12 protein-coding genes are annotated in these 14,777 nt (G+C 67.8%); 3 read left to right on the plus strand and 9 right to left on the minus strand.

Annotated features, from left to right (window positions below):
* Positions 1-96 precede the first annotated feature (96 nt).
* Positions 97-1,320 carry an IS30 family transposase gene (locus JS278_RS00545; RefSeq protein ID WP_181833779.1) on the plus strand — a complete coding sequence of 408 codons (1,224 nt, stop codon included), beginning with the start codon at positions 97-99 and terminating at the stop codon, positions 1,318-1,320.
* Positions 1,321-1,502: 182 nt separating this feature from the next.
* Here the strand turns inward: JS278_RS00545 and JS278_RS00550 are convergent, their stop codons facing one another.
* From JS278_RS00550 to JS278_RS00580, 7 genes are all read right to left on the minus strand, one after another.
* Complete coding sequence (locus JS278_RS00550; RefSeq protein WP_220150011.1) at positions 1,503-2,456, minus strand: dolichyl-phosphate beta-glucosyltransferase; 954 nt, start codon at positions 2,454-2,456, stop codon at positions 1,503-1,505.
* Between the two features lie 184 nt (positions 2,457-2,640).
* Positions 2,641-3,183: a GtrA family protein gene (locus JS278_RS00555; RefSeq protein WP_114043478.1), complete on the minus strand. Its 543-nt coding sequence runs from the start codon at positions 3,181-3,183 to the stop codon at positions 2,641-2,643.
* A 39-nt stretch (positions 3,184-3,222) separates the two neighbouring features.
* A complete protein-coding gene (locus JS278_RS00560) occupies positions 3,223-5,424 on the minus strand; it encodes a glycosyltransferase family 39 protein (protein WP_181833780.1) in 2,202 nt (733 codons plus the stop codon).
* A gap of 110 nt (positions 5,425-5,534) precedes the next feature.
* The gene (locus tag JS278_RS00565) at positions 5,535-5,810 is read right to left on the minus strand and encodes a hypothetical protein (protein WP_147243100.1); all 276 of its coding nucleotides are present in this window, start codon (positions 5,808-5,810) and stop codon (positions 5,535-5,537) included.
* A 66-nt stretch (positions 5,811-5,876) separates the two neighbouring features.
* Positions 5,877-7,394 (minus strand): sensor histidine kinase, encoded by a 1,518-nt coding sequence (locus JS278_RS00570; RefSeq protein ID WP_114043481.1) that lies wholly within the window; start codon positions 7,392-7,394, stop codon positions 5,877-5,879.
* The gene (locus JS278_RS00575; protein WP_114043482.1) at positions 7,391-9,598 is read right to left on the minus strand and encodes an ArnT family glycosyltransferase; all 2,208 of its coding nucleotides are present in this window, start codon (positions 9,596-9,598) and stop codon (positions 7,391-7,393) included. The genes JS278_RS00570 and JS278_RS00575 overlap by 4 nt, the downstream gene beginning before the upstream one ends.
* Before the next feature lie 276 nt (positions 9,599-9,874).
* The gene (locus tag JS278_RS00580; RefSeq protein ID WP_114046032.1) at positions 9,875-11,239 is read right to left on the minus strand and encodes a sensor histidine kinase; all 1,365 of its coding nucleotides are present in this window, start codon (positions 11,237-11,239) and stop codon (positions 9,875-9,877) included.
* A gap of 312 nt (positions 11,240-11,551) precedes the next feature.
* Here JS278_RS00580 and galE point away from each other — a divergent pair, with 312 nt between their 5' ends.
* Together galE and JS278_RS15940 are read left to right on the plus strand one after the other, a co-directional pair.
* Positions 11,552-12,541 (plus strand): UDP-glucose 4-epimerase GalE, encoded by a 990-nt coding sequence (gene galE, locus JS278_RS00585; RefSeq protein ID WP_114043483.1) that lies wholly within the window; start codon positions 11,552-11,554, stop codon positions 12,539-12,541.
* Positions 12,542-12,569: 28 nt separating this feature from the next.
* Positions 12,570-12,737 carry a hypothetical protein gene (locus tag JS278_RS15940; protein WP_181833781.1) on the plus strand — a complete coding sequence of 56 codons (168 nt, stop codon included), beginning with the start codon at positions 12,570-12,572 and terminating at the stop codon, positions 12,735-12,737.
* A 365-nt stretch (positions 12,738-13,102) separates the two neighbouring features.
* Here JS278_RS15940 and JS278_RS00590 read toward each other — a convergent pair whose 3' ends face one another.
* Both JS278_RS00590 and JS278_RS00595 read right to left on the minus strand, forming a co-directional pair.
* The gene (locus JS278_RS00590) at positions 13,103-13,894 is read right to left on the minus strand and encodes an IS630 family transposase (protein WP_114043484.1); all 792 of its coding nucleotides are present in this window, start codon (positions 13,892-13,894) and stop codon (positions 13,103-13,105) included.
* A gap of 36 nt (positions 13,895-13,930) precedes the next feature.
* The gene (locus JS278_RS00595) at positions 13,931-14,164 is read right to left on the minus strand and encodes a COG3415 family protein (RefSeq protein ID WP_114043485.1); all 234 of its coding nucleotides are present in this window, start codon (positions 14,162-14,164) and stop codon (positions 13,931-13,933) included.
* Between the last annotated feature and the right edge of the window lie 613 nt (positions 14,165-14,777).

A 14,777-nucleotide genomic window follows, 5' to 3' on the forward strand; every position in this document is an offset into this window, starting at 1 on the left:
TCATGTGCGGTTCTTGTCCAAGACCCCCGGTGTCTCGCTGAAATGCCCGGCAGGTTCAGGGGTTCAGTGCAACACCCGGGAGTGAGAGGTGTTGTGATGAGTCGTTGGCCACAGTTGGGTGAGTGGGTGCGGTTGCAGGTCCTGGACCTGGTGGGCCAGGGCATGTCGGCAATCGCCGCCTGTCGGCGTGCCGGGGTGTCCCAGGATCTGGGCGGTCGATGGATCCGTGAGGCCGGTATCAGTCTGGCTCGGGGCCACAATGGCGGGATGACAGGTGCCTATGTCGCCCAGGCTGTCGAGTTCCCCCAGGTCCGTCCCTCTCATGGGGCCCGGCTGGACCTGGCCGACCGGACCCTGATCCATGTCTACTGGTCCCAGGGACGGTCAATGCGCCAGATCGCCGCCGAGCTCGGGGTCGCGCCCTCCACGATCTGTCGGGAGATCGCCCGGGGATCGACGGCGGTGGGTTACCGGGCCCCGACCGCCCAGGAGCGGGCCGACCGGATGCGGGCCCGGCCCAAGCCCCGGAAACTGGATGCCGATCCGCTGCTGCGCGCCCGGGTCATCGAGGGCCTGAACGCCGGCTGGTCACCCGAGCAGGTCTCCGGACGCCTGGAACGCTGGTGGGGTAAAGAGGCTGCGGTGAGCCACGAGACGATCTATCAGGCCCTCTACGTCCAGGGCGCCGGGTCACTGCGTCACGAACTGGAGGTGGCCTCCGCCCTGCGCAGTGGGCGGAAGGGCCGTAAACCCCGTTCCAAGCTGCCCGCCCGCGGCAACCGGCCCTGGGTCACCGGCCACGAGATCACCACCCGTCCCCCGGAAGCCGATGACCGGGCGGTGCCCGGCCACTGGGAGGGGGACCTGATCATCGGGGCCGGCGGGGCCAACGCGGTCATCACCCTGGTCGAACGCCGGTCCAGGACCCTGTTGATGTCCCGGCTGCCGACAGACCACGACTCGGCGACCGTCGCCGAGGCGCTGGCCGGCCTGATCGCCGGGCTGCCCGACCAGGTCCAGATCACGACACTGACCTGGGACCAGGGCACCGAGATGGCCCAGAGTCCCGGGTTCGCCATGGCCAGCCATATCGACGTGTTCTTCTGCGATCCGCACTCGCCCTGGCAGCGACCCACCAATGAGAACACCAACGGTCTGATCCGTCAGTACTTCCCCAAGGGCACCGACTTCTCCCAGATCACCGACGAGCAGATCGCCCAGGTCCAGGACCTCCTCAACGACCGACCCCGCAAAGTCCTGGGATACGCCACTCCCCGCGAGATACTCTTCGAACAGTTCACTGTTGCACTCACCGATTGAATCCGCCCCCGGCATCTGATGGCACGCTTCCAGCGGACCCACGCTTCCAGGGGAACCCACGCTTCCAGGGAACCCGCTGCCGACAACGCCACGGCGCGCCAGAATCTGCACGGGCCGCCAGGTATTTCAGGCGGTTCGTCCAGACTCTGGCGCGCCGTGTGCCCCGGCCATGGCGGCCCCCCTCAGGCGGTCGCCGCCATGTACTGCTGGGGCGGGGCCGCCACGCTGGAGGCGTCCAGCGGGGCCACCAGGGAGCCGCGGATCCGTCGCAGCGGGTAGCGGCCGAGGATGAGGTTCTTCTCCATCCGAGCGACCCCCTTGAGATCGTCCAGGGCGGTCCTGGTGACGTTGACCCGGGAGTCCGGATCATCCACCCAGTCCACCGGGATCTCGCTGATCCGCAGCTTCGCCCGGTCGGCCAGCACCAGCATCTCGGTGTCGAAGAACCACTGGCTGTCCTCGATCAGGGGCAGCAGCTCGGCCGCGGCGTCGGAGCGGATCGCCTTGAAGCCGCACTGGGCGTCGGAGAAATGGGCGCCCAGTGAGAGCCGGAGAATGTGGTTGTAGCTCCGCGAGATGAATTCGCGCTTTCCGCCCCGGATCACCCGGGAACGACGATCCAGACGCGACCCGATCGCCACCTGGGAGTGTCCCGTCAGAAGCGGAGCGACGAGGCCGGGGAAGGCATTGAGATTGGTCGAGAGATCCACGTCCATATAGCTCAGGACAGTGGCGTCGGACATCGTCCACACCTCGCGCAGGGCCCGTCCACGCCCCTTGCGGTCGAGGTGGACGGCCCGCACCCGGTTCAGATCGGCGGCCAGCTTCCGGGCCTGCCGCCAGGTCCGGTCGGTCGAGGCGTTGTCGACGACGGTGATCCGCGTTGTCGGGGACCCCTCGGACGCCCAGCGGTTGAGCCAGGAGTTGAGCCGGTTGATGGAGGCCGCCAGGACGTGCGCTTCGTTGTAGACCGGGACGATGATGTCGATGTCGGCGCCCGGATCGGTGGTGCCGGCCGCCACCATCTCCAGGCCCGGCTCGACGGTCGGGACGCTCTTGATGACCAGGCCGGACTGCCATTGCATCTTCTGCTCGAGGCGCTCGTCGGACACGGTGGGGATGTTGTCAATAGTCATGGTTCTGTGACCTCCTGACCTCAACAATTCGCCATCGGACCGAGTATTCAGTGTGGTCGCCATATGTTTGCCCTGTGCGTGATTCCGCCCCCGGAACCGTACGGTTCCGGGGGGCGAATGGGTGACGAGGAGCCGATTCCGGGGATCGCCCGGGGCCGAGGTGGGGCGGGGAGAACCCGGAGCCTCAGGCCCGCGCGGCCGCCTTCTCGTCGTGGCCGATGACCAGTCGCAGGGTGACGAAGCGCACCAGGGTGGCGATCCCGTTGGCGGCCAGCAGCACCAGCACCTCGGCCCGGCGGGCCGGGTCGCTGTAGTGGTGGAGGAGCCACAGCATGCCGCTGCTCAGGCCCAGCCCGACCACGAAGGCGATCATGCCGCTCGCCTGGTGCTTCAGCATCCCTTCTCTGGTCTGCAGGCCGAAGGTGTGACGGCGGTTCGCCGCGGTGTTCCACACCTGGGTGATGAGCAGGGCCAGCAGGTTCGAGAGCTGGGCACCCATCACCAGTCTCAGCAGCACGTAGATGACGTAGTAGGCGATCGTGCTGATGACCCCGACCACCCCGAAGCTCAGGAGCTGGCCGAAGAGCCCTCCGGGGCTGGTGCGTCCCGACCCGGGTACCTCCTCGGCGGCCCGCCGGGGGCGCCCTCCGGCGGCGTGCCGGGGGCCGGCCTGCCGTGCGGAATGGTTCGGAGCGGGCGGTGCCGGAGCAGCGTGGGTGAGAGTCATGGAACTGTCTCCTTCTCCTGGTTCAGGACGCCGGGCCGGTCACGAAGCCGAGCTGGTCAGGTCGTACACAGTGGTGCTCCCGACTGTCTTCGCGCTGTACGTGGCCTTGACCCAGGCGGTGATCTCGCTGGCGGCGCTGGATCCGCTCGACGAACTCGTCTGCCCGCCGCCCATGCCGCCGGAGTCCCCGGCGATGTAGTAGTGGATCTTGTGCTGGGCCACCAGCTGTTTGAACTGGGCCAGGGTGGGGGCGTTGTCGGTGCCGTTGTACCCGCCGATCGCCATCACCGGGTATCCGGTGGCCAACTGGTAGCCGGCCGCCGTGTTGGAGCCGATCGTCGCCGCGACCCAGGTGTAGGAGCTCGCGTCGGCCGACAGCAGGGTCTTCGCCGCACTCGACACCTGGGTGTCCCCGTTGAGGCCGCCCATTCCGCCTCCGCCGCCCATGCCCCCGGTCCGGGCGCCGGCCTGCTGGTTCTGAGTGCCTGTGGTGGTGCCGGGTCGACGGCCGCTGCCCTGACCGCCGGGACCGCCACCCTGGCCCCCGCCGGGACGGCCCTGGCCTCCGCCCATGCCTCCGGAGACCGGCCCGGCGGTGATGATCGCCCCGGTGTGCGCGGTGGAGGCGGTGTTGATCGAGTATCCGGTGGGGCCGGTGAGGGCCGCCACCAGGGCGAGGATGACGCCGGTGCGGGCCAGGGCCGGACCCACCCGGTCGGCGAGCAGCAACAGGGTCGCCCCGGCCAGTCCGGCGACGCCCGCGATTCCGGCCAGCCACATCCACGCGCCGCCGGCCAGGGACAGCAGGTAGATCGCCCAGGCGCTGGTGGCCAGCGTCGCGACGGCCAGTCCGATGCGTGCGACGAGACGACGACGCCGCCTCCAGCAGACCGCGGCGCCCAGGGCCACCGTCCCGCCGATCCAGGGGGTCAGCGCGACCGTGTAGTAGTCGTGGTAGATACCCGCCATGTAGGTGAAGGTGAGGTAGGTGACCACCATGGTGCCGGCCATCACGATGAGCCCGGCCAGGGTCTGGGCCGACCGGGCATCGGCCCGGCTCGGCTGCCCGGCACGGCGTCCCGAACTCCTGAAGGGAACAGTGCTGAAGGGAACAGTGAGATTGCGCCAGGCGCCCCGGCCCAGCAGCGCGACGGCGACGCCGGCGAGGATGAGGGCGGCGGGGATGAGCCAGGTGACCATGCCGACCGACGTCCCGATGAACAGGCGCGTCAATCCGGTGGATCCCCAGGAGCCGGCGCCGGTGCCGCCGGGCACGACTGCGCCGGTCTCATTGCCGGTGATCCGGCCGAAGCCGTTGTAGCCGAAGACCAGCTCCAGGAAGGAGTTCGTCTGGGTGCCGCCCATGTAGGGCCGCGAGGAGGCGGGGACGAGTTCGAAGATCGCGATGTACCAGCCGGCCGCCACGACCATCGCCACCAGGGCCGCCAGCAGGTCGAGGATCTTGCGCCCCCAGCTGCGCCGGGAGGCCACGGCGTAGGCGACCACCAGGGCCGGCAGCACCAGCAGGGCCTGCATCATCTTGGTGAGGAACCCGAATCCGACGGCGACGCCGGCCAGGATCAGCCACTTCCTGGCGCCCTTCTGGCCCTCGGCCTTCTCGGAGGCGCGAAGGGTGCAGTAGGCGGAGATCACCAGCAGCAGCACCAGCAGGGCGTCCGGATTGTTGTACCGGAACATCAGGGTGGCCGACGGAGTCAGCGCGAAGACCAGAGCACCGGCCATCGCGGCCCAGTGGGCGTGGTTGTGCAGCGCATTGGTGGCCGGGGTGACGTCGCGGAATCCGCTGCGGGCCAGGACTCGGCGGATGGTGAAGTAGAGCACGGCGACGGCGGCGACCCCCTCGAGGGCCTCGGGCACCAGGATCGCCCAGGAGTTGACGCCGAAGCTGCGGACGGAGAGTCCGATGATCCACAGGAAGGCCGGCGGCTTGTCGACGGTGATGAAGTTCGCGGCGTCCGAGGATCCGAAGAAGAGTGCCTTCCAGGACAGCGAGCCGGCCTGTGCAGCGGCGGAGTAGAAGGAGTTCGCCCATCCTGAGGCCGACAGCCCGATGATGTAGAGGCAGCCGACTGCCGCCAGGAGGGCAGCGAGGCTGACGCCGCGGAACCCTCGCCCCGTCCACCAGGATCCGACCGCGCGGTCATCCCTTGTCGGGGCGGTGGCCGTGATGGCTCCTGGTGAATTCCGGAGGGTGGGGGCCAGTCGTGCTGTTGTGCTCATGCGACCCATCCCAACGCTGGGAGATGTGGCGCTCCTGTGAGGAGATATCGATGAATGTATGAGGGTCTGGGTACTTCGGACGAGCCTGAGGCGCCATCGGAGCCGGTGTCTCACTCGTCGTCGGGGTCCTTGTCGCTCGGAGGGGTCGACGGCTGGCTCTGGGACTGCGAGATGATCGCGTAGTTGTGCTGGGAGACGCCGGCGGCCGAGGCGTCCTGGGCGGTCATGAAGGTGGCGCCGCCGATTCCGACCATGGCGGCGGCCGCGATGGCGGCGGTGCCGCTGCGGATCCGGTGACACCAGGTCTTGGTGCGGCGGGGCCTGCGGGCGGAGGGAGTGGGCGAGGTGTCTGGGGTGGGACTGGTGTGCTGCGTGTTGGTGTTCATGACGTCGAGTGTGGTCATGGAGTGTGTGCAGAGGGTGTTCACTTCCTGTGAGCTAGGAATGACGCCTCAGGCCAGGGGAAGTGTGAGGGTGACGGTGGTGCCGTGCTGTCCGGACTGGTCGGGCGAGGGCTGGGTCTGCGAGTCGATGGTCCTGGAGTCGATGTGCACAGTGCCGTGGTGGGCGTCCATGACGGCGGCGACGATGGACAGTCCCAGGCCGGTGGAGCCCTCGGTGGAGGCGGTGCGGGCGGTGTCGGCGCGGGCGAAGCGTTCGAAGACGGTCTGGCGTACCGATGCGGGGATGCCCGGGCCGGTGTCGGTGATGGTGAGGGTGGCCAGGCCCTGGTCGGTGGTGACGGTGGTGGTGACGGTGGTGCCGGGCGGGGTGTGTTTGCGGGCGTTGGACAGGACGTTGATGATGACCTGGACCAGGCGGTCGGGGTCGGCGGCGACGGTGACGGGGTCGTCGGGCAGGTCGAGGATCCAGGTGTGGTCGGTGCCGGCGGCCTGGGAGTCTGAGACGGCGTTGAGCACGATCTCCACGAGGTCGGTGGGTGTCAGGTCGAGTTGTTGGTCGTTGTCGAGGCGGGCGAGTAGGAGCATGTCTTCGACCAGACAGCTCATGCGGGTGGCCTGGGCCTGGATGCGGTTGATGGCGTGGGTGACGGGTTGGGGGGTGCCGGTGGTGCGGTGGGTGAGTTCGGCGTAGCCGCGGATGGAGGCCAGGGGGTTGCGCAGTTCGTGGGAGGCGTCGGCGACGAATTGGCGGATTTTGGTCTCGGAGCGTTGGCGGGCTTCCAGGGCGCCTTCGACGTTGTTGAGCATGTGGTTGAAGGCGGAGCCGACCTGGCCGACCTCGGTGGCGGGGTCTGAGAGGGTGGGTGGGACGCGGACGGGGAGGTTGACCTCTCCGGAGTCCAGGTCGAGTTCGGAGACCTGGTTGGCGGTGGAGGCCAGCCGGTTGAGGGGCTTGAGGCTGCCCACGACGACCGACCGGCAGATCACTCCGGCCGCGGTCAGCGCCAGCACGGTGAGGCCCGCCTCCAGCAGGAGCAGGGCGTTGACGGCGTGGTTGACCGACTCCATCGGCAGGGCGACGACGTACACCGTGCCGCTGCGGACCTGGGAGAGCACCCGGTAGGCGCCGAGCCCGGTGAGGTCGACGTCTCGTCTACGACCGTCGGAGGGGACGGCGAGCAGCTGCCGGAGGGCCTCGGGGGAGGTGGTGGTGACCGTCGAGTTCACCTGACCCTCGGCCACCATCGACGCGGTCACCTGGCCGTTGGCGCATTCGGCGACGAAGACCGTGCCGAGCAGGTTGCCCAGCACGTCCGAGCCCGGAGCCGGGCCGCGGCCCGGGGTGACGGCGCAGATGCTGGTGCCCGGGTGCGTGGCCTGCCGGGCACTGGCGGTGTCCAGCTGGCGATCCAGCTGACCCGAGAGGATGTGGCGGGTGCCCAGTGTCGTCGCTCCCGCCAGGGCGATGGCCACGACGATGACGATGGCCACCACCCGGGCCAGGAGCCGGCGCCCGAGGGTGCCGGCTCCTGTCGGGTGGTCGAGCCACGAACCGCGAGCGGTCACGATGCGGTCGTGCTCAGGTCGTAGACGGTGGTGGAGCCCACGGTCATCTTCTTGAAGGTGGAGGTGACCCAGCTGGTGATCTGGGAGGCCGAGCCGGATGAACCGCCGGGGCCGCCCGTGCCACCGCCGCCTCCCATTCCGGAGACGATGAAGTAGCGGATCTGGCCCGAGGCCACCAGCTTCTTGAACTGCGCGAGGGTGACATTCTCATCGCTGCCCGACCAGCCGCCGATCGAGAAGACCGCCGTGTCGGTGGACAGGATGTAGCCGGCTGCGGCCTGGTCGCTCACCGCGGCCGCCGACCACTTGGACGACGTCGCATTGAGCAGCTTGACGAGCTGGGCGTTGGACTCGCCGCTCATTACCCCGCTGCCCGGAGTCTGACCGCTCTGGGACTGGCCCGGCTGGGAGGTGCCGGAGGGACGCTGCCCCCTCCGGCTGGTCGTGCTGCCTTGGCCGCCCGATGCACCGCCGGCCTGACCGCCGGGGCCTGTCTGGGCCTTCCCGCCGGTCCTGCTGTTCGCCGTGCCGGTCTGGCCGCCGGGGCCTGTCTGACCACCACCGCCTTGGCCGCCGCCCATTCCGCCACCACCCATGCCGCCGCTGGTCGCGCTGGCGGGTCCCGAGAAGGGGGTGGAGCCGGAGTGCCCGACGGCGGCGGTCGCCACCGTCCACGAGGCACTGGGGGCCGCGGCGGCGATCGTGCCTGCCAGCAGGGCCGCCACGGCGACCTTGCGCAGCCCCTGACCGCCGGAGCGCAGGCCCCCGAGGACGAGGTGGCCGACGGCGCCGGCGATCGACACCACCAGGGCGGTCCAGCGGATCCACGCGTTCCAGGAGGGAGCGTAGGTCGCCATCAGGTGGAATCCCCAGAAGCCGGTGAAGGCGAAGGCCACCGCCAGGGTGATCCGCTTGAGCAGGGCCGCGGTCCGGCCGTCCGACCCACGGGGCCAGATCTCGGCCGCACCGGAGGCGATCGTCCCGCCGATCAGCGGGGCGAGGGCCACGGTGTAGTAGGGGTGGATGGTGCCCTCCATGAAGCTGAACACCGCCGTGGTGGTGAGCAGCGAGCCGCCCCACAGGATCAGACCGGCGCGCGAGCGGTCCGCGAGCGGACGGCGTCCGCAGCTGATGAGCCCGGCCACCAGGAGCAGCGCGGTCGCGGGCAGCAGCCAGCTGATCTCGGCGGCGAAGGAGGAGTTGAACATCCTCAGCAGGCCGGTGGAGCCGCCGAAGCTTCCGCCGCCGCCCCCGCCGTTCCCGGCGCCGCTGAAGATCCGGCCGAGGCCGTTGTAGCCCATCGCCAGTTCCCACAGCGAGTTGTTCGTCGAGCCGCCGATGTAGGGACGCGACGACGCCGGCCACACCGCGCACAGGGCGATCAGCCAGCCGGCCGAGACGATCATCGAGACCATCGCCGCCAGCAGATGCCAGATCCGCGTCCACCAGGAGCGCCTGGCGCACAGCAGGTACACCAGGGCCAGGGCCGGCAGGACCAGCAGGCCCTGCAGCATCTTGGTGAGGAAGGCCAGGCCGATCAGCCACCCGGCCCCCAGCATCCACCACAGGGCGCGACGTCCCCGGTCGGACTGCAGCGCCCGGACGATCATGTAGCCGGCCGCCGTGGTGCACAGCACCAGCATGGCGTCGGGGTTGTCGAAGCGGAACATCATCGCCGCCACCGGCGTCACCGTGACGACGGCACCGGCCAGCAGACCGGCCCCGTGCCCGGACAGCCGTCGCACCGTGCCATAGGTGAGCGCGACCGTGGCGATGCCCATCAGGGCCTGGGGCAGCAGCAGACTGAAGCTGGAGAAGCCGAAGATGCGGGCCGAGGCGCCCATCACCCAGATGGCCGCAGGCGGCTTGTCCACGGTGATGGACAGCTGGGAGTCGAGGCTGGCCCACAGCCAGGCGCGCCAGCTCTGGGTGGCCGACTTCACACTGGCCGCGTAGAACTCGTTGGCGTATCCGGAGTTGGTGAGGTTGACGAGGTAGAGCAGGGCGGTCGCCACCATCAGCCCCCACAGGCCCGGACGGGCCCAGCGGGGGTCCTCGGTGCGGCCGAGGAATATCCGGGTGAACCGGTTACTGCCCGGTGCCGCGCGCCGCGGTCCCTCGGCCGAACCGGGGCCGGGCGGCGCCGCGGGAACGGGGGGCGCCGTCGATGCGGTGGGCGAGCTCACCGCAGGTGCGTATGTCATGGGTCATCCTTCCGCAGACGCGCCTGAGTGCCAGGCGGCCGTCGTCATCCAGAAGTCTGGAAAAACGCACTGTGCGAAATCTGTGATCCGAGTGTGGTGAGCGGATGAGCCGGGCCGTGGTCGCCGATGACACGACAGCGCGCCAGAGTCTGAACGCAGCGCCAGGAATACCTGGCGCGTCGTGCAGACTCTGGCGTTGCGTGGGAACAGGAGGGAGAGGTGGGGACAGGGGTGGAAGGGGGAGAGGGGCCACTGCGCCTCCACCGGGCGACGACGTCAGCGGGTCGGGCCCAGCGGCAGCACCGCGCGAACCCGGAAACCCTCATCGAGGGGGCCGGCCTCCAGCGTTCCGCCCATCGACGTCACCCGTTCGCGCATGCCCTGCAGACCGTGGCCCCGGCCGTCCCCCTGGACCGCGGCACCATGGCCGTCGTCAACCACCTCGATGGCGATCGTGGCCGCGCCGTAGCGCACGTCGACGCTCGCCCGGGCGGTCGGGCCGGCGTGCTTGAGGACGTTGGTGACGGCCTCCTGGACCACCCGGTAGGCGGTCAGGCCCAGCGCCTGGGAGACCTCGGGGGGCCGGCCCGCGACGCTCAGCGTGATCCGCTCGCCGGAGTGATCGACCAGCCCGGGGATCTCGGCCAGGCCTGGCGAGGGGGAGTACTGCGCGCCCTCCTCCGGGTCCTGGCGCAGCACCCCCACGATGCGTCGCATCTCGACCAGGGCGTCCCTGCCGGTGTCGGCGATCGTGTCCAGCACCTCGATGCCCTTCTCGGGCTTCTTGACCGCCAGCGCCTTGCCCCCCTCCGCCTGGACGATCATCACCGACAGGGAGTGGGCGACGATGTCGTGCAGCTCGCGGGCGATCTCGTTGCGGGTGCGCTCCTCGGCGACCCGGGAGGACTGCTCGCGCTCGGCGAGGATGGCCCGGTAGCGCTGGGCCTTGGCGAACCTCTGCTGGGACTCGATGAGCGCCGCCTCGCGGATCCGCCGACCGATGGCGTAGGGGGTGAGCACCAGACCGGCGCACACCGTCACCGCCAGGAACCAGAGCACCCACGGGGCGCCCGTCGAGGCGTCGTAGTCGGCGGTGAGCGCGCCCTTCCAGCGGGTGGGCCCCAGGATCGCCCCGGCCGCGCCGAACCACAGCACCAGCCGGGACTCGTGGCCGGTCACCCAGCGGGCGACCGTGTAGGAGGCCACCGGAATGGTGAGGATCGACAGCACGGGGAAGGGCACGAACACGAACTGGGTGAAGGCCCCTGCGACGAGGATCGCCATCATCACCAGGGGATTCTCCCGGCGGACGGTCAACGACCCCACCATCACCGCCGAACTCACCAGGGCCGCTATGTACTCCGGGCTGGGGTAGATGGTCACCGCGGTGAGGTAGGGCACGACGGTGAGCACGGTGAGGAAGATGACGATCGTGATGTCGAACCACAGGGCCCGCTCGGAGTCCTGGGGGCGGCCATCGTCGATCTCCGGGTTGAGCACCTCTTCCATGCCGGGGATGGAGAGCTGCTCCTGGGCCGGGGCGCCGCGACCGGCGGTGAATCTGGTCAGGCGCGCGCGAACCCCGCTCCCGGACCGTTGCTGGGGCGCGGGAGCCGAGACCGCACGACCGCTTCCACTCATCATCGCCAGTCTATGGAGCCGTCTCAACGGTCAGGGCCGGTGCGCTCTCCGAAAATCCCGCTCGATGGGGCTCGCGGGTCAGATCCGGGCGGAGGATCCGCTCCCAACACGCCGTCGCGCAGCTCCGGCGAGCGCCACGACGGCGTGTTGGGAGCAGATCCCCCAGTGTCAAGGGCCCGACGTCGTCGGATCCAGCCAGGTCCCGGCGGAGCGAGGCGGCCCCGTCTGGTCCCGGGCGGCCCCGTCCGGCCCCGGGCGGGTCCGTAGGATAGCCACGGACACCTGACCAGCGACGAAAGGCATGGGTCACAGATGAGGATCCTCATCACGGGCGGAGCGGGATATATCGGGTCGACGGTCGGTTCGGCCTGTGAGGAGGCCGGCCACGAGGTGGCGGTCCTCGACGACCTGTCGGCGGGGCGCCGCGAGTTCGTCGGAGATCGCACCTTCTACGAGGGGGACATCGCCGACCAGGCCCTTCTGGACAGGGTCTTCACCGAGAACCGGATCGACGCCGTGGTGCACTGCGCCGCCAAGATCATCGTGCCGGAATCCGTCACCGAGCCGCTGGCGTACTACGGCAACAATGTCGGCAAGACGGTGAAGCTGCTGGAGGGGATGGCGCGCAACGGTGTGAACCGGGTGCTGTTCTCCTCCTCCGCGTCGATCTACGCCACCGACGCCGAGTTCAAGGTGACTGAGCAGTCCGCGCTGGATCCGGGCTCGCCCTACGCCACCACCAAGTTCATGGTGGAGTACATCCTGCGCGACGCCGCCCACGCCTCCGATCTCAAGGCCCTGTCGCTGCGGTACTTCAACCCCATCGGTTCAGACCCGAAGCTGCGCACCGGGCAGCAGATCGAGCACCCCACCCATGTGCTGGGCAAGATGATCGACGCTTGGCTGGAGAAGTCCACCTTCACCGTCACCGGTGTGGAATGGCCCACCCGCGACGGATCGGGCATCCGCGACTTCATCCACGTCTGGGATCTGGCGAAGGCCCACGTGGCCGCCCTGGAGCATCTCGACGAGGTGACCGCCGAGGAGCCCTACCAGGTCTTCAACATCGGTACCGGCAACGGCGTCACCGTCAAGGAGCTCGTCGACGCCTTCCAGGAGGGCACCGGCCAGCCGCTCGATGTCGTCTACGGCCCGCCGCGCCCCGGCGACGTCGCCGGCGCCTACACCGTCTCCCACCGCGCCAAGGATCTGCTCGGCTGGACAGCCGAGCTCACCCCGGCCGACGGCATCCGCGACGCCATCGCCTGGCTGCCGGAGCGCAAGAAGAAGCTGGGCTACTGAGCCCTACTGAGTCCAGGACGGTGGAGCGATGGATCTTCTGAGACGCCACAAATTTCTCACCGCACTCGCCGCGATCACCCTCGGCGCGATGGTGGGCGGGCGCATCGGCGCCCACCGCAGCCATCAGCGCGCCGAGCTGTGGGCGGTGGCCACCGAGGGAGTCCGCTCTGCGGATCCCCGGCCCAGGTGGTTCTGAGCCGCTCCCTCGTCTCACCGTCGGCCGCGCAAATGCACGGCCGACGGTGAGGAAATCTCCTCGAAGGAGAAATCTCATCCGCCGATGTGGAGTGATGACCGATATCGTTATCGGACGAACATCAACTGCACTGAATCCCAGCCACCCCGCCAGCGGCCAGGAGTGCATTGAATGCGCGTATTGATTCAGGGGCCAGGACGCTTATTGCGCCAGCCGCCACGAGTTCCAAATATGCGGCGTAGCATGGCTTGTCCCGGGTTTGATATTGAGCGGGCGACGACGTGGTGGCACTCTCTGGATAGACGCCGACTATGGAGAACTGCCCCACCTTCGTGTGGACTCGAAGGCTTGAGGTATGGCACTCATTAAACAAAATCGGTGTCTGACCGGGAAATTGGTAGGTGTTCGAAGTCGTAGTTGAAGGTGCGTCCTTGTACATACTGGGCGAATGTGTTGAAGGTCTGTTCCGGAGTGTCTCTCTGGAGGTTGGATATTTCTCTTTTCGCGGCGTTCCACACATGCTCGGTGGGATTGTGGTCCGGAGCGTACGGAGGCAGGTAGATCGGTGTGATCCGGTCCAGGCATTCCCCGGGATCGTAAAGTGTCGTGAGAGCTTTGGCGTGGTGGAATCCCGCGTTGTCGAGGACGACGGTGATCTTCTCGGTGGCGGTGTCACGCTGGAGACGGGACATCGCCAGGGTGATGGTCTCGGCGTTCTGCTGGCCCTCGATCGGATATATCCGCATCTTCCCCGTGGTCAGGCTCAACGCGCCGAAGAAGGATTGGGCCGTCTTCGTGCGGTCCACGTAGATTTTCGTGCGCTGACCGCGGGGCAGCCACATGCGGCGGGTCTCGGCCTCGTGCTCGACCCGGACCTCGTCGATGGTGTACACCTCGTGGCCTTGGGCCAGCAGATCGGCGACCTGGTCCCGGATCTCGGCCATCCGGACGGTGATCGCGGCCTCGTCGCGGCGCTTGTCGAACGGGTCGGGCAGTTTGAAACTCATCCCGGCGAAGTGCATGAGCAGCTGGTAGGAGGAGTCTGATTCGTAGGTGACGCCGAACCTGGCCGATACGACGTCGGCGAGGGCGGGCACGTCCCAGAATTCCGCATCGATCCCGGCCTGCGAGGGTCTCTTTGCGAGGATCTCCTTCAGCTGGGTCTTCTGATCACGGGTGAGCTTTGCCGCGTTCTAGTTGCCGGCGTGGCCGGTCACCACCGAGGCCAGGCGTTCCCGTTTCCAGTCGGCCAGCCAGCCGTTCACGGTCTTGCCGGTCCGGTCCACGAGATCGGCGACGATCCTGATATCAACACCCCGTGACATGTACAGAATCGCTTCGGCTTTCAATCGGATCAGGACGAGCGTATCGGATCGTTTCTTCCATCGTTTGAGGATGGCTACTTCCTCGTCGGTGACATCGATCATGATTGTCAGTCTATGTTGATTTCGACCAGCGTGTCCATAAACTGCGATGAATTATTTCTAGGAATCTTGAGGAATCCGGTCTTGTTTAATGTGGGCCATATCTCCTTAAAGGGTAGACGTTTTGGTCTCGTCCTTGCGTTTGGTCGGGCTCGTCAGTGCTATGGAAAGTGCCGCAAGTATTACAACCGTAAGGATTACTACTGCGAGCTTCGCGAGGGAAGTGCTGGAACCAAGCAGCGTAAGAATCAGTGTTATTATACTCGCAACGGCCGCGACTGAAATGGCGATTGTGACTGATTCTGATCTCACGTGAATCACTCTTTTATGTATGCGTATTGATTATGTAATGTGGTAGATCCTCCTGTCTCCTTCTTCTGTGTCCTAACGGACTACCTTCAGTCATCATTGCCGAGACTGTTCACAGGCGGCGTGGGGAGTCCATCAGGTTTTTCACGGGGCACTATGGGCTCTCGTCGCTGATCGTGGGCACGTCTGGAGAGATCAGCGGTGAGGGTGGCAGGGGCCGGGGTTGATGATCTGGGGCATGGCCCGGGGCGCGGAAACCTGAGGGTCCATGGTCCTGAAATATGAGACAATGTCTCATATAACAAAA

Source organism: Acidipropionibacterium virtanenii, assembly GCF_003325455.1.
GTDB lineage: Bacteria > Actinomycetota > Actinomycetes > Propionibacteriales > Propionibacteriaceae > Acidipropionibacterium > Acidipropionibacterium virtanenii.

Bases quoted from the DNA above. Each gene is read 5' to 3' on its own strand.
- JS278_RS00545 (WP_181833779.1), top strand. From the start codon at position 97: ATGAGTCGTTGGCCACAGTTGGGTGAGTGGGTGCGGTTGCAGGTCCTG.
- JS278_RS00550 (WP_220150011.1), bottom strand. From the start codon at position 2,456: ATGACTATTGACAACATCCCCACCGTGTCCGACGAGCGCCTCGAGCAG.
- JS278_RS00555 (WP_114043478.1), bottom strand. From the start codon at position 3,183: ATGACTCTCACCCACGCTGCTCCGGCACCGCCCGCTCCGAACCATTCC.
- JS278_RS00560 (WP_181833780.1), bottom strand. From the start codon at position 5,424: ATGAGCACAACAGCACGACTGGCCCCCACCCTCCGGAATTCACCAGGA.
- JS278_RS00565 (WP_147243100.1), bottom strand. From the start codon at position 5,810: ATGAACACCAACACGCAGCACACCAGTCCCACCCCAGACACCTCGCCC.
- JS278_RS00575 (WP_114043482.1), bottom strand. From the start codon at position 9,598: ATGACATACGCACCTGCGGTGAGCTCGCCCACCGCATCGACGGCGCCC.
- JS278_RS00580 (WP_114046032.1), bottom strand. From the start codon at position 11,239: ATGAGTGGAAGCGGTCGTGCGGTCTCGGCTCCCGCGCCCCAGCAACGG.
- galE (WP_114043483.1), top strand. From the start codon at position 11,552: ATGAGGATCCTCATCACGGGCGGAGCGGGATATATCGGGTCGACGGTC.
- JS278_RS15940 (WP_181833781.1), top strand. From the start codon at position 12,570: ATGGATCTTCTGAGACGCCACAAATTTCTCACCGCACTCGCCGCGATC.
- JS278_RS00595 (WP_114043485.1), bottom strand. From the start codon at position 14,164: ATGATCGATGTCACCGACGAGGAAGTAGCCATCCTCAAACGATGGAAG.